The 23,831-nt window shown below is 49.0% G+C and carries 24 protein-coding genes and 1 riboswitch; of the genes, 4 read left to right on the top strand and 20 right to left on the bottom strand.

The window, feature by feature from the left end:
• Window positions 1–282: 282 nt before the first annotated feature.
• Complete coding sequence (locus AC3ITG_RS07415) at window positions 283–1,983, top strand: methyl-accepting chemotaxis protein (protein WP_413376283.1); 1,701 nt, start codon at window positions 283–285, stop codon at window positions 1,981–1,983.
• Between the two features lie 150 nt (window positions 1,984–2,133).
• Here AC3ITG_RS07415 and AC3ITG_RS07410 read toward each other — a convergent pair whose 3' ends face one another.
• The 11 genes from AC3ITG_RS07410 to cobD all read right to left on the bottom strand — a co-directional run bounded on the left by AC3ITG_RS07410 (window position 2,134) and on the right by cobD (window position 13,345).
• Window positions 2,134–3,675 carry a cobyric acid synthase gene (locus tag AC3ITG_RS07410; protein WP_489254437.1) on the bottom strand — a complete coding sequence of 514 codons (1,542 nt, stop codon included), beginning with the start codon at window positions 3,673–3,675 and terminating at the stop codon, window positions 2,134–2,136.
• A 72-nt stretch (window positions 3,676–3,747) separates the two neighbouring features.
• Window positions 3,748–4,638, bottom strand: coding sequence for an adenosylcobinamide-GDP ribazoletransferase (locus AC3ITG_RS07405; RefSeq protein WP_489253307.1), 891 nt, complete (start codon window positions 4,636–4,638; stop codon window positions 3,748–3,750).
• Complete coding sequence (gene cobU / locus AC3ITG_RS07400) at window positions 4,635–5,195, bottom strand: bifunctional adenosylcobinamide kinase/adenosylcobinamide-phosphate guanylyltransferase (protein WP_489253306.1); 561 nt, start codon at window positions 5,193–5,195, stop codon at window positions 4,635–4,637. Before cobU ends, AC3ITG_RS07405 begins: the two co-directional genes overlap by 4 nt.
• Window positions 5,192–6,322, bottom strand: coding sequence for a nicotinate-nucleotide--dimethylbenzimidazole phosphoribosyltransferase (gene cobT / locus AC3ITG_RS07395; protein ID WP_489253305.1), 1,131 nt, complete (start codon window positions 6,320–6,322; stop codon window positions 5,192–5,194). The genes cobU and cobT overlap by 4 nt, the downstream gene beginning before the upstream one ends.
• A 47-nt stretch (window positions 6,323–6,369) precedes the next feature.
• On the bottom strand, window positions 6,370–7,191 hold the full coding sequence (locus AC3ITG_RS07390) for an ABC transporter ATP-binding protein (RefSeq protein ID WP_489253304.1): 822 nt from the start codon (window positions 7,189–7,191) through the stop codon (window positions 6,370–6,372).
• On the bottom strand, window positions 7,188–8,234 hold the full coding sequence (locus AC3ITG_RS07385; RefSeq protein WP_064639927.1) for a FecCD family ABC transporter permease: 1,047 nt from the start codon (window positions 8,232–8,234) through the stop codon (window positions 7,188–7,190). The genes AC3ITG_RS07390 and AC3ITG_RS07385 overlap by 4 nt, the downstream gene beginning before the upstream one ends.
• Window positions 8,231–9,232: an ABC transporter substrate-binding protein gene (locus tag AC3ITG_RS07380; RefSeq protein WP_489253303.1), complete on the bottom strand. Its 1,002-nt coding sequence runs from the start codon at window positions 9,230–9,232 to the stop codon at window positions 8,231–8,233. The genes AC3ITG_RS07385 and AC3ITG_RS07380 overlap by 4 nt, the downstream gene beginning before the upstream one ends.
• Before the next feature lie 200 nt (window positions 9,233–9,432).
• Window positions 9,433–9,580: riboswitch (cobalamin riboswitch) on the bottom strand.
• 154 nt (window positions 9,581–9,734) lie between these two features.
• The gene (locus tag AC3ITG_RS07375; protein ID WP_489253302.1) at window positions 9,735–10,382 is read right to left on the bottom strand and encodes a histidine phosphatase family protein; all 648 of its coding nucleotides are present in this window, start codon (window positions 10,380–10,382) and stop codon (window positions 9,735–9,737) included.
• Window positions 10,373–11,401, bottom strand: coding sequence for an adenosylcobinamide-phosphate synthase CbiB (gene cbiB / locus AC3ITG_RS07370; protein WP_489253301.1), 1,029 nt, complete (start codon window positions 11,399–11,401; stop codon window positions 10,373–10,375). Before cbiB ends, AC3ITG_RS07375 begins: the two co-directional genes overlap by 10 nt.
• On the bottom strand, window positions 11,398–12,216 hold the full coding sequence (locus AC3ITG_RS07365) for an adenosylcobinamide amidohydrolase (protein WP_413376267.1): 819 nt from the start codon (window positions 12,214–12,216) through the stop codon (window positions 11,398–11,400). Before AC3ITG_RS07365 ends, cbiB begins: the two co-directional genes overlap by 4 nt.
• A complete protein-coding gene (gene cobD, locus AC3ITG_RS07360) occupies window positions 12,197–13,345 on the bottom strand; it encodes a threonine-phosphate decarboxylase CobD (protein ID WP_489253300.1) in 1,149 nt (382 codons plus the stop codon). Before cobD ends, AC3ITG_RS07365 begins: the two co-directional genes overlap by 20 nt.
• Window positions 13,346–13,556: 211 nt before the next feature.
• On the opposite strand from cobD, the gene lplA reads away from it, so the two are divergent.
• On the top strand, window positions 13,557–14,558 hold the full coding sequence (gene lplA / locus AC3ITG_RS07355) for a lipoate--protein ligase (protein ID WP_489253299.1): 1,002 nt from the start codon (window positions 13,557–13,559) through the stop codon (window positions 14,556–14,558).
• 239 nt (window positions 14,559–14,797) lie between these two features.
• On the top strand, window positions 14,798–15,601 hold the full coding sequence (locus tag AC3ITG_RS07350) for a Cof-type HAD-IIB family hydrolase (protein ID WP_076291747.1): 804 nt from the start codon (window positions 14,798–14,800) through the stop codon (window positions 15,599–15,601).
• A 109-nt stretch (window positions 15,602–15,710) separates the two neighbouring features.
• Here AC3ITG_RS07350 and AC3ITG_RS07345 read toward each other — a convergent pair whose 3' ends face one another.
• Window positions 15,711–16,019, bottom strand: coding sequence for a hypothetical protein (locus tag AC3ITG_RS07345; RefSeq protein ID WP_489253298.1), 309 nt, complete (start codon window positions 16,017–16,019; stop codon window positions 15,711–15,713).
• A 40-nt stretch (window positions 16,020–16,059) separates the two neighbouring features.
• Window positions 16,060–16,998, bottom strand: coding sequence for a DMT family transporter (locus tag AC3ITG_RS07340; protein ID WP_489253297.1), 939 nt, complete (start codon window positions 16,996–16,998; stop codon window positions 16,060–16,062).
• 120 nt (window positions 16,999–17,118) lie between these two features.
• On the opposite strand from AC3ITG_RS07340, the gene AC3ITG_RS07335 reads away from it, so the two are divergent.
• Complete coding sequence (locus AC3ITG_RS07335; protein ID WP_489253296.1) at window positions 17,119–18,543, top strand: aminotransferase-like domain-containing protein; 1,425 nt, start codon at window positions 17,119–17,121, stop codon at window positions 18,541–18,543.
• Between the two features lie 190 nt (window positions 18,544–18,733).
• Here AC3ITG_RS07335 and AC3ITG_RS07330 read toward each other — a convergent pair whose 3' ends face one another.
• The 7 genes from AC3ITG_RS07330 to AC3ITG_RS07300 form a co-directional block, all read right to left on the bottom strand.
• The gene (locus tag AC3ITG_RS07330) at window positions 18,734–19,360 is read right to left on the bottom strand and encodes an ABC-2 transporter permease (RefSeq protein ID WP_076291743.1); all 627 of its coding nucleotides are present in this window, start codon (window positions 19,358–19,360) and stop codon (window positions 18,734–18,736) included.
• Window positions 19,353–20,219 (bottom strand): ABC transporter ATP-binding protein, encoded by an 867-nt coding sequence (locus AC3ITG_RS07325; RefSeq protein WP_489254436.1) that lies wholly within the window; start codon window positions 20,217–20,219, stop codon window positions 19,353–19,355. The genes AC3ITG_RS07330 and AC3ITG_RS07325 overlap by 8 nt, the downstream gene beginning before the upstream one ends.
• Entirely contained in the window at window positions 20,219–20,557 is a 339-nt protein-coding gene (locus AC3ITG_RS07320) for a GntR family transcriptional regulator (protein ID WP_489253295.1), read from the bottom strand. The genes AC3ITG_RS07325 and AC3ITG_RS07320 overlap by 1 nt, the downstream gene beginning before the upstream one ends.
• A 262-nt stretch (window positions 20,558–20,819) precedes the next feature.
• Window positions 20,820–21,401: an ATP-dependent Clp endopeptidase proteolytic subunit ClpP gene (gene clpP / locus AC3ITG_RS07315; RefSeq protein ID WP_062326868.1), complete on the bottom strand. Its 582-nt coding sequence runs from the start codon at window positions 21,399–21,401 to the stop codon at window positions 20,820–20,822.
• 18 nt (window positions 21,402–21,419) lie between these two features.
• Complete coding sequence (locus AC3ITG_RS07310) at window positions 21,420–22,286, bottom strand: RNA polymerase sigma factor (RefSeq protein WP_489253294.1); 867 nt, start codon at window positions 22,284–22,286, stop codon at window positions 21,420–21,422.
• Between the two features lie 133 nt (window positions 22,287–22,419).
• A complete protein-coding gene (locus AC3ITG_RS07305; RefSeq protein WP_489253293.1) occupies window positions 22,420–23,199 on the bottom strand; it encodes an MBL fold metallo-hydrolase in 780 nt (259 codons plus the stop codon).
• Between the two features lie 157 nt (window positions 23,200–23,356).
• Complete coding sequence (locus AC3ITG_RS07300; RefSeq protein ID WP_489253292.1) at window positions 23,357–23,803, bottom strand: hypothetical protein; 447 nt, start codon at window positions 23,801–23,803, stop codon at window positions 23,357–23,359.
• Window positions 23,804–23,831: the final 28 nt, after the last annotated feature.

Here is a 23,831-nt window from a genome sequence, read left to right as displayed (position 1 = left end):
CTCAAAAGCGATATTCAACAATATATCACATAACAAACTATTCTGGTAGGTATTAATTGATATTATGTAATATGCATGTAATAAATTCATCTATTCCTGAAAAAAATACACTGAATCGTGAAAATTATTGTATTCAACCTCCGGTTAATTTTGTAATATAGGTATATCCGCTTATTCCCAAGTTTTCTCAACGTGAAAATTAGGCCTTTCTTCGTTGGTATTTAGTCTTACGATAACGGAAAAGCGATAATGTTAATGAACATGACGTGAAAGGATGATCCTATGTTTCGAAATCGCACCGTTGCCGGTAAAATCAGAGGCACTTTGTTCCTCGTACTGCTGGTTGCTTCCCTGTTGTTTAGTATCAGTTTCTATGCTGTCTCCATGAATATTATGCAAAGCTACGTGCTTCCACAGTTCGATAAGGTCCTGGGCACGTCCATTCAGGATATATACAAAAACACATCCGCTTCTAAAATTTTGCAAGTACAAAGTGGCGGAGCTGGCTCTGAGGGTGCTGCACTGACCGTGGAATCCTATTTGGCCGGCAAAGCCAAAGAGCATAATCTAGACGCAGCCTACGTCGTGGCCATTCAGGATGGTAAAGCTACCGTTGTCATCGCGAATACCTCCTCGGGCATGAAAGCCGGAGATGAGATTGAAGTTGAAGCAGCAATGAATGAGGCAACTGAGAAAAAAGAAATGGAAATCAGCCAGGTTTATGCCGATTCCTTCGGTGTACATAAAGCAGCCTTTATTCCGATCGCAGGAAGTAACATGATCATGGCTGTTAGCATGGATGCCCAGTTCATTCAGGACAAAATTGCACAGATCTTCTGGTTGTGCCTCGGTATCACGGCATTGGTCTTTTTGCTCGGATGGCTCATCTCGACAAGCATGATCAAACGTGTAACCAAGCCGATCATTCAGCTCGTTCAACATAGCAAACAGATATCACAAGGAGATCTGACTGCTGAACTTCAGATTAAAGGTAAGGATGAAATTGCACAGCTCGCTTCAAGCTTCCAGACGATGACTCATAATCTGAAAGAAATGATTAGCCGCGCCCTCTCTACATCCAATGAAGTTGTAGAAGGCTCCAATGATTTGCTCAAACGGGTAGAATCTATGTCCGGTATGGTGAAAGACTCCAGTCGTTCAGCAGAAAGTGCCGAGAAAGGCAGCGTAAGTATCGCTTCCAGCGCAGCAGAAAATGCAAGAGCCATGGAAGAAATCACGCAAGGCATTATGCATATCGCCTCCTCTTCTGCCGAAGTATCCGAGCAGATCGGAGATGCCGCGAACGAAGCTGTTAACGGTAACCGACTGGCTCAGGATGCCATTCAACAAATGGAACGTGTCGGCCAGACCGCGAGCGAATCTCTGCGTTATGTCGAAACGATGAACGAGCGCTCGATCGCGATAGGGACCATCGTTCAATCCATTTTTGAAATCACGAAACAGATTAACATGCTGTCCCTCAACGCTTCCATTGAAGCAGCACGTGCTGGAGAGCATGGACGCGGGTTCGCCGTTGTTGCCGGAGAAGTACGCAAACTGGCGGAGCAATCCAAGACAGCTACTGAGGAAATCTCCGATTACCTGGGTACCATTCGTGAAGACGCAGAACGTTCGGTTGATGCTATGAACCGCGTAACCCAAGAGATTGGATCAGGTACTCACGTGGTTCAGCAGGCAGGCTCCGCATTCCAGCAGCTTAACGAATTGATTCAGAACGTCAATCTGACGATTCAGACGGTATCGGCCTCTACCCAGCAAGTATCTGCTGGAGCTGAAGAAGTCAGTGCTTCCGTAGAAGAAACGGCTCAGATCACGTCCAAGTCCCGTCAAAGCATGCAAGAGATTGCTTCTACAGCGGATCTCCAACTGAATGAGATGGACTCCCATTCCAGCACCGTACGTCATCTGCATGAGCAAGCGGTAGAATTGCAATCCGCCATGAAGAACTTCAAAATAAACTAACCGGAATACCTTTAACCCATTATTTCCATAGTTGAATCAAACTTTAACATTAGGTACACCAATACCCCCATGTTCAGCATCGTTCCAGGTTTCAGGGAACGTTGCCACGCATGGGGGTATTCTTTTAGGATATACACCAGGATGCATCCTTTATTCAGGCGCCTGAACGCCCATAATCTCGTATACACGCTGCATATCCAGTGCAGACCGCAACGACTCGGCAACACGGTCAAACTCCATTTCCTTCCGTTCACTGGCGCTGTACGTCTCCAGCAGCGGAGCAAGTCCTTTTCCTTCACGCAGACCATTGAGCCATGAACGCCGGAACTGATCACTTTCAAACAAACCATGCAGGTACGTTCCCCACACTTTGCCATCGATCGTGCCCCAGCCTTCATTGAAGGATTGACCTCCCGGATGGGCGATTTGGAACAAGGCCATTACACGTTCAGGCTCAAGACACTCGGTAACGCCCATATGAATCTCGTATCCATTGATGGGTAATGAGCTTTCTGCATCGCGCTCCTTGGGCAAACGAATTGGATGATGACTGTGTACATGCCCAGAGGCTCTTACCGTTTGTTTGTTCTGCAGAAAGGTTGTCGATATGGGTAGCCATCCCAATCCATGGGCTTCCTGGATCTGATTCGCTTCTACCGCAAATGGATCTTTGAGATGCTGACCGAGCATCTGATATCCACCACATATCCCGACAAGCTGAACGTGTTCACGCTCCGTCTGGCTGGCAATCGCTTGCTCCAGTCCTGACGCACGCAGAAATGCCAGATCACCGATCGTATCCTTCGTACCCGGAAGCAGAATGGCGTCGGGATACCCTAGTTCATCGGGAGAAGTCACGTATCGCACATTCACATCCGGCTCCCTGGAAAGGGCATCAAAGTCTGTAAAGTTGGAAATACGCGGATAACGAATTACCGCAAGGTCCAGCTCCTGCTGACCGGATTTGCCGTGTCGCATGGAATCCAGTACCACGGAGTCTTCCGCTTCAATCTGAATATCGCTTATGTAAGGCAATACGCCTAATACGGGAATACCTGTCCGTTCTTCAAGCCAGTCCAACCCAGGCTGCAGCAAGGACAGATCTCCACGAAACTTGTTGATGATGAATCCTTTTACACGCTGAACCTCGTGCGGCTCAAGCAGCTCCAGTGTACCTACAATGGAGGCAAAGACACCACCACGATCAATATCCGAGATCAGAATAACCGGAGCATCCGCCCAGCCCGCCAAATTCATGTTAACGATATCCCGATCCTTCAGATTGATCTCCGCAGGACTGCCTGCACCTTCCATCAGCACGATATCATACGTCGCGCGCAACCGATTCAGTGCATCCATGACCGTTTGTTTGGCTTCGGGCAGGAAATGCTGCCGGTAGTCCCATGCACTCATCTGTGTAAGAGGCAAACCGTGCACGACAATCTGGGAATGCATATCCCGAACCGGCTTGATCAGGATTGGATTCATATCCGTCGTCGCTTCAATGCCGCACGCCTCGGCTTGAGCTCCCTGGGCTCTTCCGATTTCCTTGCCGTCTTCCGTGACGTAAGAATTCAGTGCCATGTTCTGTGATTTGAAAGGAGCCGGCCTGAAGCCATCCTGTTTGAATATTCGGCATAAGGCCGTCGTAATTACGCTTTTCCCCACATCCGATGCCGTCCCTTGCAGCATTAATACTGCTGCCGTTTGTTCGGACGTTTGTGCAGAAGTATCTTCCACTTTACCTCACCTCCACTCTCAGCGTTATATCAAAAAGAATCCCTGTAACAAACTAAGTACCGTTAGCAGCGCGACTTCCAGCAATTCATTCATGGCTCCATATGTGTCCCCTGTAAGTCCACCCAGCCTTTCACTGATACGACCGGCAACAAATTTGCCAATCATATAGCCTGCCAGTGGCACCACAATGATCGCTGCAACAGGATACAGCCACCATGGTAACGTCCCCAATCCATTCTCCGTCGCTAGCACCTGAAACATGGCTGTATCCTGCTGGAAGATCCATACCGCTGCCCATGTGATCACACCTGCCAGAATAGTTAGTCCTACCGCAGAGCTGCGTGCACGCTGGACTTCCTTCCGTTCACCCAATCCCTTGAACAGGACAGCAAGTCCGTCGTCCTTGCGGGCATTCGGCCAGGCCGCCATGGCATACACCATGAACCAACGGCTCCAGATCATCGGCAGGATAAGCAAAGCTCCATAGGCCCAGTTGCCACGTGCGATAAAGTCAGCAATTAATGACGCTTTCATCATCAACAGCAGGACACAGGCAATCACGCCCATGGCCCCAACGCGGCTGTCTTTCATAATCTCCAGCATTCGCTCACGGGTTCGATAACTAAGCAGCCCATCTGCCGTATCCATCCAACCATCCAGATGAAGGCCTCCGGTTAGCCATACCCATAACGTCAAGGTTAACACCGCAGCCGGAAACGATGGAAGCAGTGCACCCGTCAGGGCTCCGCCCAGCCAGACACATAATCCGATGACCGCACCAACCAGCGGGTAATACACTACACTTTCCCGCAATATTGGCGGGACGAAATCAAGCTGCATTTTCACCGGGAAACGGGACAGAAATTGAAAAGCGGCCGCAGCCGCATGTTTTTGTTCAAGATCGCCTTTACTCATAAACGATACTCCCTGCTTTTCAGCTCAATGGCAATACCCACTGTCACCAGAAACACTTCGCGGCAAATCGCTGCAATCCGCTGATTGAGAATGCCCGCTAGATCCCGATATCTTCTTCCCAGCGCATACTCCGGCACAATACCGTCCCCTACTTCATTAGTGACAAGCACGAGCAGACCCGGGTATGAATGGATGGCCACTACCAGCGCGTCCATATGATCGTACAGCACCTGCACCGGCTCATGTTCATGCGCTAACAGCACATTGCTGAGCCACAGTGTCAGACAATCTACCAGAATGGTCGGTGCAGATGTACCTGTATGGGACTCTCCCATTCTTGTAATTAATTCAGGCAATGCCAGCGGTTCCTCCACCGTATGCCACAGATATCCTGCTTCATCTCGCTGTTTCTGATGCAGACGTATACGCTCGCGCATCTCGTCATCATAAGCCTGAGCCGTAGCGACATACCAAGCCTCAGAGGATCGCTGCATACAGAGACGCTCGGCAAACGAACTTTTGCCACTTCGCGCCCCGCCCGTCACGAGAACACTCATGAGGATAACTCTCCTTGAACAGATGAATCAGCAGAAGCTGATGAATTCTCAGTAGGTTGAGTCTCATTTGTGCCATCAGATACGCCTGCACTTGCAAATGTCGCCATCTCGTTCAGAATACGGCATGACGCATCAATCAGATGAAGACTAAGAACGCCTCCGGTACCTTCACCCAGTCGCATGTCCAGATCGAGCATAGGCTTCAGACCAAGTTCACGCAGCAACGCTGCATGTCCACTTTCATGCGATGTGTGGGAAGCAATCATGTATTCTGTACTGACCGGAGCAAGCTGGCTCGCAATCAACGCGGCAGCGGTGGAGATAAATCCATCCACGACAACGGGGCACCCGTTTGCAGCAGCAGCGAGAATCACGCCTGTCAGTCCGGCAATCTCCAGTCCGCCCACTTTGCACAGCACATCGAGTGCATCATCTGCATCCGGAGCATTCACACTGAGGGCTTGGCTGACCACTGCGGCTTTACGCTGCAAACCGGCATCATCTACGCCTGTTCCCCGACCAACCGCTGAAGCAGGTGCTGTTCCGGTTAATGCACACATTACCGCAGCGCTAGCGGTTGTGTTCCCAATCCCCATCTCTCCGGTCACAAACAACTGCGTTCCCTTCGCAATCTCGGTGGAGACCACTTCAGCTCCTGCAAGAATGGCCTGAATCGCTTCGCCCCGGGTCATTGCAGCACCCTTCGCCATGTTGGCTGTTCCTTTGCGGACTTTGCGAGAGACCAGGTCTGGATGATCAAGATCCGCATTCACGCCGATATCCACACAGATCACATGAGCTCCAGCGTGGCGCGCAAGCACATTGACAGCCGCTCCCCCTGCTAGGAAATTCAGGACCATCTGCGGCGTTACCTCAGCAGGAAAAGCGCTAATCCCTTCTTCAACCACCCCATGATCCGCAGCCATAACGATGACAGCTCTTCGATCAAAGCAAGGCCGAGCCTCACCAGTGATTCCCGCCAGACGAATAACTAGCTGTTCAAGCTTGCCCAAACTGCCGGGTGGCTTCGTCAATGCATCCACATGCGCGGAAGCTTCAGCCGCAACTGCCTCATGTGGACCCACGATCCGACCAATTAACTGTTCCAACACCTGTTCATTATTCATACAGCCAGCACTTCCTTTATCAAAATATGGGGTCAGCCCCGCTTCATTCATTTCTTCTCTCGTCTTAGCAACAGCTGTGGCAATCCATTGTCGGGATGATTCACCATGGCTGGGCTCACCCTGAAGATCTCCCGAATGTTCTCTTCCGTCATCAACGAATGAGGTGTGCCACTGCCTACACAAGTCCCGTCACGCAGCGCCAGAATATGATCGCAAAATTGCGCGGCCAGGTTCAGATCATGCAGCACCGCTACAATCGTAATATGATTTTTTTGACGCCACGCTGATAATAACTCCATGAATTGCAATTGATATTTGATATCGAGAAAGGTGGTTGGCTCGTCCAGCAACAACAGCTTGGGCTCCTGAGCCATGACTTTGGCAAGCGCAACCCGCTGCCGTTGTCCCCCGCTAAGTGCATCCAAAGGCCGTTCGGCCATGTCACTCAAACCCAACTCATCCAGCACCCGATCAACTACCGCTGCTCCATCCGACGATTCTTTGCCAAGCCAGTTCTGGTAAGGGTAACGTCCCATCTCGATAACATCCCTTACGGGATAAGAGATGGCCGGCAGTCCATCCTGCTGCAAGACCGCAATCATGCGTGACAGATCTTTACGGGTGTATGTGGAAATGTCGCGTCCATCAATCTGTATGCTGCCTACGTTCGGCTGTTCGGTTCCGGCAAGTAGCTGAAGCAGGGTCGATTTTCCACTGCCGTTTGGACCAACAACGCCCCACCATTCACCCTCTGTGACTTGCCAGTCCACCCCATGCAGAGCCCGATGGTTACCATACATTTTACCAGCTTCTTTGACTTCTATCATCGGCCGACTCTTGGTAAGGTCTGTTTTCATGAATGTACTCATGGCATCATCCCCTTCCGCAGCTTTTTGTTCCGGTGCAGCAGATACGCAAAGAACGGCGCTCCAACAAAAGCCGTAACCACACCCAGCGGAATTTCGGTTGGAGCCAGCAATGAGCGTGCAATCGTATCTGCCCAGACCATGAAGATGGCTCCCCCAATCGCTGACAAAGGCACCAGCAATCGATAATCAGGTCCGACGATGAGCCGAAGAATATGCGGAATGACCAAGCCGACGAAGCCAATCACGCCGGATACGGAGACAGCGCCTGCGGTAAGCAGCGTACCCACAGCTAACACCGACAGTTTCAATCCATCCACCTTAACCCCGATATGCGCAGCCTGGCGTTCCCCCAAGGCAAGCACATTCAACGAACGCGCACGGCTCCAGAGGAAAATCAGCCCCAGCACAAAATACGGGAAAAGGATGGCCGTATACGACCACCCACGCAGTGCCAGACTTCCCATCGTCCAGTATATAATTTCATTGATTGTCTGCTTCGACATGGTCGACAGGAAGGAAACTACTGCTCCCAGGAAACTTTGCATGACCACGCCAGCCAGAATGAGGCTGTGTGTCGGTATTTTGCGTCCCTCACGAGCGAGGGCCAGCACAAACCACAATGTGATTACTCCCGTCAGAAACGCGACCAATGGCAGAGTCCAGATCCCAATCAGCGCATACTGCAATCCGAAAAAAATCAGAAAAGCCGCACCTACCGATGCACCGGACGATACGCCCAGGGTAAACGGATCAGCCAGAGGGTTACGAAGAACCCCCTGGAATCCAGTTCCGGCAATCGCCAGCGATGCACCTACAAGCACGGCAAGCAGTACACGTGGGAATCTGACCTTCCATATAATCTGTTCTGCTGCTGTATTCCAGTCAGGAACAATCCAGTCGCCCAGCCAGGGAATGCGATGAAGCAAGATGCCCGCAATGTCCCGAACAGGCAGGGCAACCGAACCGATGCCCGTGCAGATCAGCACGGTTAACACAAGCAGTACAATTCCGGCCGTTCCGTACACTGCCAGCTTTTTACTCATTTGAACAGATCAGGGTAGATCGCTTTGGCTACTTCTTTCAGACCTTGGGTTACCCGTGGTCCCGGACGGCTCAGCAGGTTGGCATCCAAACCAATGACTGCATCATTTTTCACAGCCGTGATTTGATCCCATCCGCTGCGTGCTTTGATGATTTGATCCAATGTTTTGTTATCTTCCACTACATCGTTCGCATACAGAATGACGTCTGGATTAGAAGCAATAATGTTCTCTTCATTAATCTGGTTCCAGCCAGTCAAGTCAGAAGCTACGTTGTTTCCTCCGGCCAATGTGATCAATTCATCCATGAATTCGCCTTTACCCACAGTCCAGCCTGGGGAGAACTCAACATATACTTTTTTCTTTTCTTCCGGTTTAACTGCCTTCACAGCTTCAGTTACATCAGTCACATCCTGTTTCATCTGGGTGGTGATCTCCTGTGCTTTTTCCTGATGATCCGTGATTTTACCAAATGTTTCAATGTTATTCATCACATCATCCACTGATTTAGGATCTGTTTTGAAAATGGTAATGCCCAGATCGCGCAGTTTCTTAACAGACTCTTCGCTCATCGAGATACCTGTAAATACGATATCTGCTTCAGCCGCAATGATAGACTCTTCATTAGGCTTTGTTATGCCGCCCATTTTTGGTTTCTTTGTTGCTGCTTCCGGATAGTCGTCATAGTCGGATACCCCTACGATCTGCTCGTCCAATCCGAGTGCGAACAGGGATTCCGTTTCAGCTGGAGATACAGATACGATTTTGGCTGGTGCTTTGTCAAAGGTAAATGATTCACCCGTAGCATCTGTAACCGTGAGTGGATATTGTGTTTTGAGATCTGTCTGCGCCTGTTCCTGGGATTGCTCCTGTGCAGGTTGCGAGGTTCCTGTGCCCTCGTTCGTTGTTGTTGTACCACATCCGGCCAACGTCAGTGCCAGCATCGCTGCGCTCAGCAGTGACGCTACGCCTTTCCATGTCTTGAAATTCATTGTGTTCATTCTCCCCTTCTCTATCCATTCTAGTGAGTAGTGCTCCTGTCCCAATTCCGCTTGAATTTGTGTTCCGAAAAAATAAAATCCCCAATCCTTGGGTCAGGATCAGGGATGACGTCTCGCATGTGGCGATCTATGCATGGTCAGCTTGGCGCTGTATATGCACAGAGAACTGCCCGAAACGCTGTCCTTTCCTCGAAGGAACACCGGTTTGTACGTCCAGGGCAGGTAACCTGACTTACAGGAATTCATCCTGATTTACAGTGGCGGGACCGTGCCGGATTTACACCGGCTTCCCTATTTCACCCGTTTGCCGTTCATGGCCTCATATGAACCCATGAAACATTGCTGCATGCACGCGGGACCCTTGGTCGCTAATATTGTTCAACCATTCAAGTGAGCATCTTGCATCCTTGCTAGAGCTTGTTGAGCCTCCATCAATGACGCACTTGCTAAGTCACACTTCTGTTGTGATTATAGGTTATATTGTACATCCTTACAACCCGATTTACGGAAAAGTCAATCTGGTTCCAACCCAGCTATCCCCATCGCCATCAAGCCGGATCTTTATCGCTTGTCCTGGTACCACCTGCGTATCCCAGAAATCTTGATTCGGAATGAGACGTGACACCATATAACGAATAACACCGCCATGGGTAATTACGGCTACCTTTGGCGCGTTTAAGCTGCGAGAGTGCAGTATTGGTGAAAAGGACATCAGACTCTCTTCCATAAATGAATCAATACGCTCTGCAAATGCTGTCCAAGGCTCGCCATTCGGTGGCGTTACCTCCTGCGGCGCATCGATCCAGTCTCGATACTGTGGATTGTCCTTTAGTTCATCGTAGGTCAACCCCTCCCACTGACCAAAATCGATCTCCCTTAGTCGGGCATCAAGCTTGGCTTGTCCAGTTTGGGGTGATGCAATGTGTGTAAGTGTCTGCTGACAACGCAGCAGATCACTGCAATACAGGGCTTCGCATGTGATATTGCTGAACTCTTCGCGCAGCGAAGATAGCTCCTGCTTTGCTTCAGGCAACAGTCCGATGTCAGTATGCCCAAGATACCTTTTTTCCAAGTTCCACGCCGTTGTACCATGCCGTATCAAAATAATCTCACGGCTTTGCATGCCACCATGTCCAGCTTCTATCTCCATAACAGTGCACCTCCAGCAGACCATATCCCTAAGGTGACCAACCAACATAATAAAACAAAAGAACCTGCCGACCAGAACATAAGCCGTGTTGTTCGTAAAATATCTTCTGCTTCCATCCGCCTTGTAGGCTCGCCCATATATGCGCGAAATGAAGCCACACCGTGATATACGTTATGTCCACCAAGTCTTATGCCCAGCGCTCCGGCCACCGCTGACTCGGGAAAACCGCTATTCGGGCTTGGGTGAAGTCTTGCATCTCGGGACACCATGCGTGCTGCCCCTCTGGCATCCAGCTTCATGAACCAGGCTCCAATAATCAACAGCAAAGCGGTAAGCCGTGCGGGAATCCAGTTGGCCCAATCATCCAGACGGGCTGATGCCCAGCCGAGGTGAAGATATTTTCCATTTTTATAACCCACCATGGAATCCAGTGTATTCACCGCCCGATAGGCCATGGCAAGTGGTGCACCACCAATCAGGGCATAAAACAGTGGAGAGACGATGGCATCCACGATATTCTCTGCAACAGTCTCCACCGTTCCCCGCACAATTTCCGGTTCATCCAGATGAGCCGTATCACGCCCTACAATCATACCAAGTGAACGTCTCGCCGCAGGCCAATCCTGTTGACTCAGATGGCGGTAGACTTCATTGCCCGCATCCTTCAAACCTTTGGAAGCAATGGTGGTTGCGATCAGCGCCACTTCAGCCACAACCGCAACAGCCGGATGAATAAGACCCAGCACATAGATTAATCCCCAAGTCAGTGCAAAAGAACCGCCTGCAATCAAAAGGGGAAATAATACGCCAGCTCTTTTGAGAGCCTGGTTCGAGTCCACTCGCGACCTTATCGCCCGCTCAAGTGCAGAGATGGCCTTTCCCATGCCAATCACCGGATGAGGAATCCAGCGTGGATCTCCGATACAGCGATCCAATATGTATGCTCCTACAATAATCCAGGCTCCAGCTATTCCCGTCCAGATCGGCCAGGTAGCCCATTGATGCAGCAGAGATGTCATTGCTTGTTATTCCTCTCTTTCCACTCCTGCGCAGCTTGCAGGCTTTCCGTTATCGTGTCATACACCAGCCTGCCGATAGCTGCACCCATGACCGTAGCCGTCCCGGCATAACTGATGAGCGGTTTATTTACTTCAGCCTGACTTACCGCGAGCACGATGGCATCCGTTGTTGTTCCGGTTGCGGTCAGACCATTCTCTGAATCCACCACACCGAAATCAGCTAACGCAGCGGCCTTCGCCTCTACCGCAGTCTGAATGGCATTCACCATCGCTCCAGCAGTCATACGCCCATTTATCCACAACATGATATTGATCGTACCGGGAGTATAGGTTGAAGCCGAAACCTTCCCTATTTTCTGGGACACCGTCCCATTGCTCATCTCATTTCCCGCAGCATCGAACACCGTTCTTGCAGAACCTGCCCTCGCAGCATTGGATACTCCTGCTGTAGTGCAACAAAGTAATCCGAACTCATCGCTTTCATATTCCTGGATCGCTGTATGCTCCAATCGAACCGCAGTCAGAAGACCGGCACATTGATCCTGCTGCTCCTGCCATTCACTCAACAGATCGGCAATATCACGTGGTGGATCGTCACAGCGATAATGTCTGTCCACATAGATGTTAAATATACGATCCAGTTCAATCATGCCGCCCCCATACACGGCACTGGAAAGTGCTGTTACAACAGAAGGGCTGGATGCTTTAATATGCCGTTCATGTGCAGAGACGAATAATCCCGGCCACACAGAAGATCTGTATTCGTTCTGGTCCTTTTGTACATGGGAGTAATAATTATAGAATGGCAGTGCCATCGTCGTGTCCCCCTGCCTCTAATCCCGTTGTCGGATTAGTCTCAATTACATTTCCTATTATTTCTAGTAAACGTCCGTTAGCCTCTGCGTCCTTGACCGCAAAACGTACATGTCGTTCCCCAAGTCCGGGGTACATCGCGCAGCTTCGGATCAGTATACCGCGTTCACCGAGAGCAGCCTGCATGGATGTAGCTGTCCACGGTTCTGGCAGAGCTGCCAATATAAAGTTCGCTTCCCCTCGCGTCACCTTACACCCCAAAGCCTCTAGGCCTTCCGTTAAACTCTCCCGCTCGTGTGACACCAGTGCCAATGTCTCCTGTTCAAAAGTTTCCCCGCTGCGCAGACAGGCTTCTCCTGCGATCAGTGCCAGCCCGTTCACACTCCAGGTGACCTGTTTCTCTGTCATGGCACGAATCAGTTCGGGACGACCCAACGCATAACCCAGACGCAGTCCCGGAATCGCATAAAACTTGGTCATGGAGCGAATGATGATCACTTGCGGATACTCTTTCAAGCTGGGCGCAAGCGATTGCCGCTGAGATTCAGGAATAAAATCGATAAATGCCTCATCGACAACCAATATCGTGCCTGTTGTCTCCGCTTTACGAGCAAGCCGTTGCAGAACTTCCACCGGATACTGTACCCCATTGGGGTTATTGGGCTGTCCAAGGAAAAGCAAGTCCACCCGCTCCATCAGCTTTTCGATATCTTTCGGTTCTGCTCGCCAGTCCAGTTCTTCCCGTCCTTGAACATGATGGACTTCTGCTCCAAATTGTCTGGATAATGCACTGTACTCCGAAAAACCGGGCTCTACCGTACCTACTCTACGAGGCGCGATTCCAAGTAAGATTAAAGCCATGCTTTCCGCCGCCCCATTACCCACAGATATGTGATCCGGGGTTAAACCCAGTCGGTCACTGAGCAGCATTTTGAACGCCCGATGGCCCGGATCCGGGTAACGAAGTACCGTATGCAATCCTTGCTCCAGAGCCTCCAGCACTTCCCGAGGTGGACCCAGAGGATTAATATTCGCGCTAAAATCGAGAAAATCCGCAGGATTCCCTCCAAAACGTGCCGCGGCCGTCTCCACATCACCGCCATGTCCGAAAACTTCAATTAAACCGGTCATTCTGTCCGTCATCCTTTCTGCATGTCCTTTTTATTATGGATGTCGTGGCAGGCAGGGGTCAATCCTGATTTGACTATTCAAGCCCTTTGCGGCTTCAATTTCTTTGTGTCCTTTCGACAATTCGTTTACAATAGAGAAGGAATTTCGATTCCGTAAAGCATCACTACATAAGGGATATACATCCCTCACATACATTAATGGAGGAATGACCATGCTGTTTGTTGATAACCAGGGCATTACAGATCCTTCTGTAAACCTCGCCATTGAGGAATACATTCTGAAGCATCTGCCGATGGATGACAGTTACTTGCTGTTTTACATCAACCGCCCGTCCATTATTATCGGAAAACACCAGAATACCATTGAAGAGATCAACATTGAGTATGTTCAGGATAACGGTGTTCAAGTCGTACGTCGTCTTTCGGGAGGCGGAGCCGTTTATCACGATCTGGGCAACCTCAATTTCAGCTTTATTACCAAGGATGACGGACAATCCTTCCACAACTTCCGCAAATTCACGCAGCCTGTGGTGGAAGCCTTGCAAGAGCTTGGTGTCAATGCCGAACTGACGGGACGTAACGATCTGCAAGTCGGAGAGAAGAAAATTTCGGGCAACGCCCAATTCTCTACGCGTGGCCGTATGTTCAGTCACGGCACATTGATGTTCAACCTGAACCTCGACCACGTGCAGGCTTCACTCAACGTTAATCCGGAGAAGTTCAAATCCAAGAGCACCAAATCCGTACGCAGCCGTGTTGCCAATATTCGTGATCTGATCGACAGCAATCTGACCCTTGAACAATTCCGGGACGAGCTGTTGCGTCACATTTTCCGTATGGAGCCACAAGACGTTCCTCAATATGAACTCACAGAGAAAGACTGGGACAAGATCAACGAAATCTCTGCTGAGCGTTATAACAATTGGGACTGGAACTACGGGCTTTCCCCGGAAAGCAATGTGAAGCATACACGTAAATTCCCTGTCGGCATCATTGATCTGCGCATGAATATCAAAGATGCGCGCATTGAAGATATCAAAATCTTTGGTGACTTCTTTGGCGTAGGCGATGTGGCGGATATCGAAGACATGCTGCGAGGCAAGCGTTACGAGGAATCTGAGGTGCGTACTGCACTTGAGGGTCTGGATGTAAAACATTACTTCGGTAACCTGGAGCTGGAGGACTTTATTGGCCTCATTTTCCTGGAGGAGTAGGTATATAAGTTCAACCCAAGAAAGTTTACACCTGCCACTCCAATGACAGAATAACCTTCCGATCGCTGTTATCCCCAGATTTTTTTGATTCCCTTCTTCAAAGGAAAAATCCGGGGATAAAGGCGAACGCTCCGCTTCTTCAGGTTTTTTCTGTCCTCTCCGTTCTCGTGTAAAAAGTTTAGTTGAACTGATATAGATTAAGTTGGGTATAGATACAGATAAAAAGGAGAGAAACACAGATGACCTACAAATTAATCGCAATTGACATTGATGATACTCTGATTAACGACAACAAGGAAGTAACGCCTGCAACACAGACTGCCCTGGAACAAGCGGTAGCTCATGGTGTCGTTGTAACACTGGCAACTGGACGTGCTTACGCTTCTGCCCAAGCACTCGCTCGCCAAACGAAGCTGAACGTGCCAATCATTACGTATCAAGGCGCTTTGGTGAAAAACTTGCTGGACGAAAAAGTACTCTACGAGCGCTACGTTCCACAGGACGCTTCCCGCAAATTGTACGACTACTGCCTGGAGCATAATCTGCACCTGCAAACGTACATTGACGACAAACTGTACGCTCGTGAAGAAAACGACAAGCTGCGTGACTACGCCAAACTGAATGGTACTCAGTACCACATTGAACCGGATTTCATCAAAGTCATCGAGCAAAAAACACCGAAGCTGCTCATCATTGATGAGCCGGATTACTTGGATGAGGTTGCGGTTGCCCTGCGCGAACTGCTCGGATCAGAAGTACACATCACCAAGTCCAAGCCATACTTCCTTGAGATCATGCACCGCGAGGGAACGAAAGGCCATGCACTAACCTTCCTGGCAGATCACTTCGGTCACCAATTGAGCGAGTGCATTGCCATCGGGGATTCCTGGAATGACCATGAGATGCTGGAAGTCGCTGGTCTTGGTGTAGCGATGGGGAATGCCATCCCTGCTCTGAAAGAGCTGGCAGATTACATTACCGCGAGCAATAACGAAGACGGCGTGAAGCAAGTGATCGAGAAGTTTGTGCTGAACGCAGAGTAAGCTTTTAAGAGGTCAAGTCCAAATAAAACGTGTTATTTCAAAAACAAAATTATACAGCCCTGCACAGTGATGAATCGCTTGTGCCAGGGCTGTTTCTGTAATAAAACTGTTAATTATTCTGATTACCATACTTCTCGTCAAATTCGCGGTTCCGCTCACTGATCTCCTTCATTAATCTCCCTTTGGATAAATCCGCCAATGGCCTAGGGAGCAGGAGCGTAACTCCTGTAATAAATAAAAGAATGGCCAAGACAAGTCCAATGATGCCACCCGTTTCAAAAGCGGCTTGCAGATAACGGCCCCATTGATTGGACCAGATCGTTACGTCCGGTAAATGAATAATGGTCCCAATATGGATAATGCCATACAGCACAATTCCCGCAAACAATAAAACAGCACCGATTCCCTGTCTATTCAAATGGATGTCTCGCCTCATTCCTGCGCAGAATATATATTCCCTATTTTACCATGGATTTGGAAGTCTGACTCAAAGAAGTTGTGCGTTTGCCTCTCTTGATCCACCCCATCACTTTCTCATTCATCGTCAGCAAACCCGAGACAATTAGAGCAACTCCCAACCAGGTAATCCAGCTTACATGCTCATTGTAGAGAACCGCCCCAAGCCCAACCGCAATCGGAGGGGAGATGTACAACCAGGTCGCCGGGAATAACGGGTTGGTACGAGACATGATCCAGTAGAACAAGCTGTGCCCGACCATCGAACCGATTACCGTCAGATAGATCAGGGATGATACCGCTGGCATCCAATCCAGTCCAGTAGTGTTCCATGATTCCGTCACCGCCGAAAGCGCGGATAACAGCAATCCTCCGTACATCATTTGCACCGCATTGATCGCTACAGGATTAGCCTCCTTAAACTGATTAATGACCTTTTTGGAGTACAACGCACCTGCCGAGTAACAGACTTCACCCACCAATACGGCAATACAGCCCCAAAGCCACAGGGAACTACCACCAATCGATACACCCGGCAACACGACGAGGATAACTCCAGCAAAACCGATCAGGCATCCCGCAATCATGCGTGCAGACGTTTTTTGACGCAACAACGCTGTCTGCATCACCATAATCATCAGTGGACCTGTTGCTGACAGAATCGCACCAACACCCGAACTCACATATTGTTCAGCCCAATACAAAGTCGCAAAGGTCCCGAACGTCAATCCGGCCCCCGTCAAAAGCATCTCTTTCCGCCATAATAAAGACAGGTTCACTTTCCCTTTCATCCACATCCATGCAAACATTAGAGCACCTGCAATGATAAAGCGTAGTCCGGCCGACAGAAAAGGCGGCATGCCTGCCTCCACGCCAATTTTAATCGCTAGAAACGTTGTTCCAAAAATAAGACACATTACGGTAAATGCTACTGCAACCATGCTAGCCCCTCCTTCATCTGTTCTCCATCATATAGCACTGTCTACAGAACAGAATGAATAAAACAGAACAGTTTGTTCCCGTTTGCTGTTACAATGGAGTTCAAAAGGAGCGTGAGCCGGGTGGGCAAAGCCATGTTGATGACAGATAACAGCCTGAAACTATATGAGCAAGTGGTACATTATCTGGTTGTACGGATCGAAGCCGGAGAGTGGAAAGAGCATGAGAAACTGCCGTCCGTGCGGAGCCTGTCCGAGCTGCTCGGTGTACATCGCCTTACCGTTTTTAAGGCCTATCAGGAATTAAAGGAACGGGGGAACGTTTACGTCAAGGATAAGTCCGGTTATTATGTCAGTCCTGCTGACCCTTCTCCCGTGACAGATCAGGCCGATGACCCGGCAGTGTCTGCCTGGCTGCATTGGGATTCACTTGCCCGCGTGCAATCCCTTGAGGCGGAATACCAATTTTCCAAATCATTGATCGACCCCGCCTTGCTGCCAAACCGATATTGGGGAGAATTGATGCGGGATTTGCTGGATCTATATCCCCGTCTGCTTGGCACATATTCCACGATTCAGGGAGATCTGGAGCTGCGTAGTGCCTTGGCAAGCCATCTGACGACAAGGGAACGTTTCTACATCTCGGCAGATGAAGTACTGATTACTTCAGGTGCACAGCAGGCCATTGATGTGATCTCCCGAAGTCTCGTCAGACCCGGTGACCGTGTGCTCATGGAGAGGCCAACGTACGGCCCTGCGATGGAAATTTTCCGCAAACAGGGTGCCAAGTTAATTTTTACGGATATTCATCCTGATGGCTACGATCTGGAACAGATTGAACGCCTGATGAAGCAGGAAAAGCCGAGAGTGTTTTATATGACGCCGACCTTCCAAAATCCTACGGGTATCAACATCCCGACCGAGCAACGCAAACAATTACCTGAGCTGGCGGAACAGTATGGATGTTTCCTGGTGGAAGATGACAGTACCTATGATATCTATTTCAAGGAAAAACCTCCCGCGCCGATCTTCACATACGATACTACAGGGCATACACTCTATATTCGCAGCTATAGCAAATATGTCGTACCGGGTCTGCGGATTGCCGCCATTATGTGCCGTCCTCGATTTATGCCAGGATTACAGGCCGTAAAAGCACTGACAGATAACGGATCACCTCTGCTGAACCAGAAGCTTTTCCTTCGTTATTTCCAGTCCCCACGCATGCACCAGCACCTCTCCAAGCTGCGTACCGCTATTCAGCTACGGATGGAAGTGATGGAACAGTGCCTTCAACAAACTGATTGGACGTGGACTCGTCCTGAGGGTGGACTTAACATCTGGGCGGAGCTTCCGGAAGGTGTAGATACGGGGCGCTTGCTTCACCGATGCATGGAGCATTCCGTCGCTTTTGTGCCGGGAACGGTATTCGATCCTTCCGATGCAAACGCCAGTCGCAAACTGCGTCTCTCCTTCTCCTATGCTCACGAGCAGCAAATCCGGGAAGGCATGAGCAGGCTGATTGCGTTGGCTAAACATATAGAATAATCCTTTTAAATGATCCTTTTGCAATAATCCGCATTTGCAGATTAACGATAGCTTGTCTGGCAGGTTGCAGATTTTAAATCTTCTGTAACACAAAAAGTCGCCGTATGGCGACTTTTTGGGCTGCTGCTGTTCTCGACTGGCAAGTAAGTTAGAAAGTTGTTTTTTTTATTGAAATCCTTCTTCATTCATCCTATAGGTCTTTCCTTGCAAACAGACGGACCGTTACAAAATAGGAGGCAATGAACAACAGAAGAATGCAAACTGAAACAAATACATAAACCGAAGCACGAGCCATTCCGTTCTCGCCTGCCATATTCATGAGCGAGGCAACAGGTTGCGCTAAAATAATAAGAACGATCATGAAAACCGTATTAATTATTCCCGCTCCCTTTTTACTAAGGGCGTAAAAAAGAGGCATATAGATCGAAATTAAAACCAGCACCATTCCAACCGAAATCAGGATGTCCAGTACCGATAAGTCCGGCTTGTTCAGTTCGGGAAAAAGAAAGTTAACCAGCCAGTGAGCGCCTGACGAAGCGAAAACTCCAAAAAGCGTATAGAGAATGGCAGACAGATACTTCGCTTGCACAATGTTTCTGCGGCTAAGCGGGAGTGTGACAAGAAATTTATGATTATGGTTTTTGATATCAATCATGGTTGCAAGCATAATCGAACCGAAAGCGGTATAGATCCCTACAAAATACATCGACATTTCCACTGTCGGGATAAATGCGACACTGAATACAACAAAATAAAAAAGGATGGACCATAGCGAGCTTTTCAAAGCGATATAATCTTTGCGAAGCAAGTTAAGCATGATGCCGTTCCCCCTTGGCCGTAAAATAGATAAGGTCTTCGAGGGAGGGTCTATGTAAAAGAGCATAATTGCCAAATAATCGTTCTGCCTCCGCCCTGTTATCTGCCAAGCCTTCAAAACCAACCGCTGTCTCACGGATTCCGACGAATGGCCTTCTCGTGTCCGCATCAAGCAGCTTCATGTCCCCTTTTACTATCGTGTACCTTTCAAGCACATCATCCTTTGCTTCATTAAACACAATCTTTCCTTTATTAATGAATGTAATATAATCTGCTATACGCTCCAAATCCGTCGTGATATGAGTCGAGAAAATAATGGATCGAGTTTCGTCCTGTATCATATCTGCAAGCAGGTCAAGCAGTTCTCTCCGAAACACAGGATCAAGCCCGGATGTAGGCTCATCCATGATGAGTAGCTCAGCATCGTGAGATAAAGCGATAGCCAGTGAAAATTTTATTTTCATGCCTTTGGACAGTTCTTCAATCTTCTTTTTGGAAGACAATTCGAATTGCTCCAGGTAGTTGTTAAATTGCTTTTCATCCCATTTCTTATAAAAAGGAGCAATCATGCTTTTCATTTCACGTATCGTAAGATGCTCATAATAGAAACATTCATCTGAAACAATGCCAATGCGTTCTTTAACGTTAACTTCCTGAGCAGGCATCTCTTTTCCCAATGTCTTGATGCTCCCGGAGTCAGGACGAATCAATCCGGTGATCAGGCTGATCAGTGTGCTTTTCCCCGCCCCGTTCGGGCCGATAAGTCCGGTAATATAACCTTGTTTTACATCCAACGTTATCTGATCCAGCTTGAATAAGGGGTACGTTTTTGATAGGTTGCGCAACTCAATTGCGTTCATCATGCGTCTTCCTCCTCCACTAGCAATATAAAATGCTTAACTACATCTTGAACACTCATGCCCAGTTCCTTGCTCTCACGAAGGATATCGAGCATTTTATCTTCGATTCGTTTCAGCCGCTGTTCCCGAATAAACTCCTGATTGGCCCCGGAAACGAAGCAGCCTTTGCCTACGACAGAATCAATCAGTTTCTCTTTCTCCAGTTCTTCATAGACACGTTTGGTTGTAATTACACTGACCTGCAGATCCTTCGCAAGTTGACGGATGGAGGGGATACTCTCCCCTGCAACCAGTTCCCCGCTTAAAATGCTCTGTCTAATCTGGGTCAGAATCTGCATGTAGATGGGATCGCTTGATGCGTTTGATATTAGTATGTTAATGTTCTCTCACCTCACTGGTTTCAACAACCCAATCCATGTATAGTGTATATATATAATATACACACTATACATGGATTTAGTCAATATTCGTAGATTTTTTTCCAATCCAGATAAGACAGCAAAAGCCCGAAAAGTCGACTGACCTTCCGGGCTACTTTGTTGTTCATTTTTCTTGCTTTTCTTTAGTCGTGTTTCTTGGCACGTATTGTACCTTTTTTTCTTACGTACTGGATATCACCTTATCCACAAGACCATACTCGACGGCTTCTGCAGCGGTCAGGAAGTAATCTCTGTCGGTATCCTTTTCAATCCGCTCCATCGGCTGTCCCGTATGATCGGCAAGTAGCTTGTTGAGCCGTTGACGGTGCTGGATAATCCGGTTGGCGTGAATCAGCATATCCGAGGCCTGCCCCCGTGTTCCGCCAAGCGGCTGGTGAATCATGATTTCACTGTTTGGCAACGCCAGCCGTTTTCCTTTTGTTCCACCAACCAGCAAGATCGTACCGAAGCTGGCCGCCATGCCTGTGCAAATCGTAGAAATGTCAGGCTTCACGAATTGCATCGTGTCATAGATGGAGAATCCGGCAGTCACGGAACCACCAGGACTGTTGATATACATCTGAATATCCTTCTCCGGGTCCTCTGCGGTCAGAAACAACAACTGGGCCACAATGGCATTGGCCATCTGATCCTCAATTTCGCCAGATACCATAATGATCCGATCTTTCAGCAAACGAGAATAGATATCATAGCTCCGCTCTCCGCGGGCTGTCTGTTCAACAACATAAGGTACCACGTTCATGCATTTTGCCTCCCCGGTTTACGCAACCATGCTGACCGTATATCCTCCCCCATACGACATAGAATTCGTACCGGAGCTTGAATAACTGTACATCACTGGTTGCATCGATTGAGACGGCAGAGTCTGCTGCAAAATCGTTCCCGCCACAGCCATCGGATCATCAGTCTGATTCAGGCATAGATCAATTAAACGGGCTGTATCACCGCTGCGGAACGCCAGTAAATAACTGCGCAGTTCCTCCCGATTTTGCAGATGCTCTTCCAATTGATTGGTCTGATCAGGATCCGTTTCGTTCAGGCTGTGCCTCACTTTCGCCAGAGCAGAGCGGGCACGACTCAGGGCAGCTTTGACCGCCCCTTCCGTCGTGTCCAACAGTTCAGCAGTCTCTACCGTCGTGTATCCCATCAAATCACGTAACATATATATCGCTCGCTGCCACGGTGGCAGTTCATCCACAAGGATTTGAACAGCGGACTCGACTTCCTCGAATCGCTCTTCTTCCTCACATTCTTGCATAAATGGCTTCATGCTTTCCAATTTGCTTGCCAAGTTCTCACGCTTCCGTATGGCGTCAATCCAGGTGTTGCGTGCAACACGGATGAGATAGGCTTCCCAGTTCATGTCCTCTGTCATTCCCGTTCTTCGGGTAGCTGAAAAAGATAATGCTTTAACACATGTATCCTGGACCAGATCCTCCGTCTCCCAGACTGAACCAGTCAATGACATGCAGTAGGCGTACAACGAGCCCAGCAGGTTCGGAAGCGCAGCTTCAATCGTTTGCTCTAACGTATATCCGGTTTGAACACCGGAATGGCTATATGGTTCAACCTGTTTATCATCATGTGGTCTGTTGATTCTGCAATCCACGGACTTCACAAAGGCCATGTTTGGGGCCCCCCTTTGTTGGTTCCTGATTGACCTTGCTTCAATTCACTTGCTGTAATTGCCATACACTATGTAAACGAAGAACCTCCGGCAAAGGATACGCTCTTCTGAATTTATTTTTAGCATTGTTGTCCTATTCTCCCAGCTTCACCTTCAGACCGGTAAGTGCCAGCGTAATCCCCTGATCCAGATCATAATTCTTGCGCACATCGACGTCGTGAGACATATGTGTAAAATAGGTCTGACCCGGCTTCAAATCCTGCAACAGCGCCTGCGCCTCAACCATATCGTACACCGAGCGTGTGGAAAATTTCGCAAGTTCATGAACAAAGCTCGTTCCAAGTACCAGCAGATCGAGCCCATACAACGGCTGCTTCTCCGAATCCTTCAGATCAATAGCATCCGAGCAATACGCCCAGGTGTATCCTTCACGCTCCAATCGATACGCATACGAATAGCCATTATGACCGTGGCAAACTTTCCAGGAGTGCACCTTCCATCCACCAAGCTCGATATCCGCATCCGTTTCCAGGAAATTCATATGACGACCGAGCCATGGAAATTGACTTTGAATAGTCTCGATCACCTCCCGTGGTGCATACAACTGCCCTTTTACACCCAACCATCGACACGTATCTGCCCATTCGGGCAAGCCTCCAATATGATCAAAATGCGCATGAGTGATCAGCAGCGTCTGCACCATCCGCATCCCCTGGTCTTCCATCTGTGATCTCCAGTCCGGTCCGCAGTCAATCATGAAAGGCTCGTGCTCACCATCACTATGAATCAAAACAGCAGCACGTTTGCGGCGGTTGATCCCCGTAAGCCGAGCTTCTGTGCAAACGTCACAATCACAATACACCCGCGGAACACCCATCGCATCCCCGGTTCCCAGAAATGTTAGCTGATTCATTATGAAAGTCCCCTCTCTATCCCGGAAGCAATGCATCCCAAATTCATGTTCCATCCGATTAATGATATGTAAATTGTAATCTGCCACCTCTATTTTTGCAAAAAAAAGACCATCCCACCGCAGTTATTCACTGCAAACGGGACAGTCTATTGTTTCATTAAACCAAAGCCCGCAGCTTCAACGTCAGCTCTTGGCCCTCAGGTACATCTTTGGATTCGGTAATCACCCAGTTTGATGCAAGGCGTTTTGCCAGCACATCTGCCTGCTCCTGTTTTAATTTCAACCCGGTTACGATGCCTTCGCCCACAGTGAAGTCTTTCTCCGGCTGTAATCCGAAGGACTTTTGCAAGTAGATGCCGAGACCACCACGAGTGTTAAAGGTAATCCGGTAGCCGTCTTTAACCGCACCTTCCAGATTCTCGCCATGCTCGTCCGCATAGGAGAAAAGATCATCATATCTGTAGTGATCTTCAGACACGGCATCAAAAGCAGCCACATCTTTGGCTTGTATCGCTTCCAATAAAGCTGCATCCGACATGCCTTTGCTACGAGCCTGTTCCAGCCGAATGGCTGTATTTTGGGACAACTTAAACTCAGCGCTCATCCAACTCACACCTTCCTGTCACTATATA

The organism is Paenibacillus sp. GL_099_B (assembly GCF_057835695.1).
The sequence above is the reverse complement of the archived record's forward strand: the minus strand, read 5'-3'. Positions and strand labels throughout refer to the sequence as shown.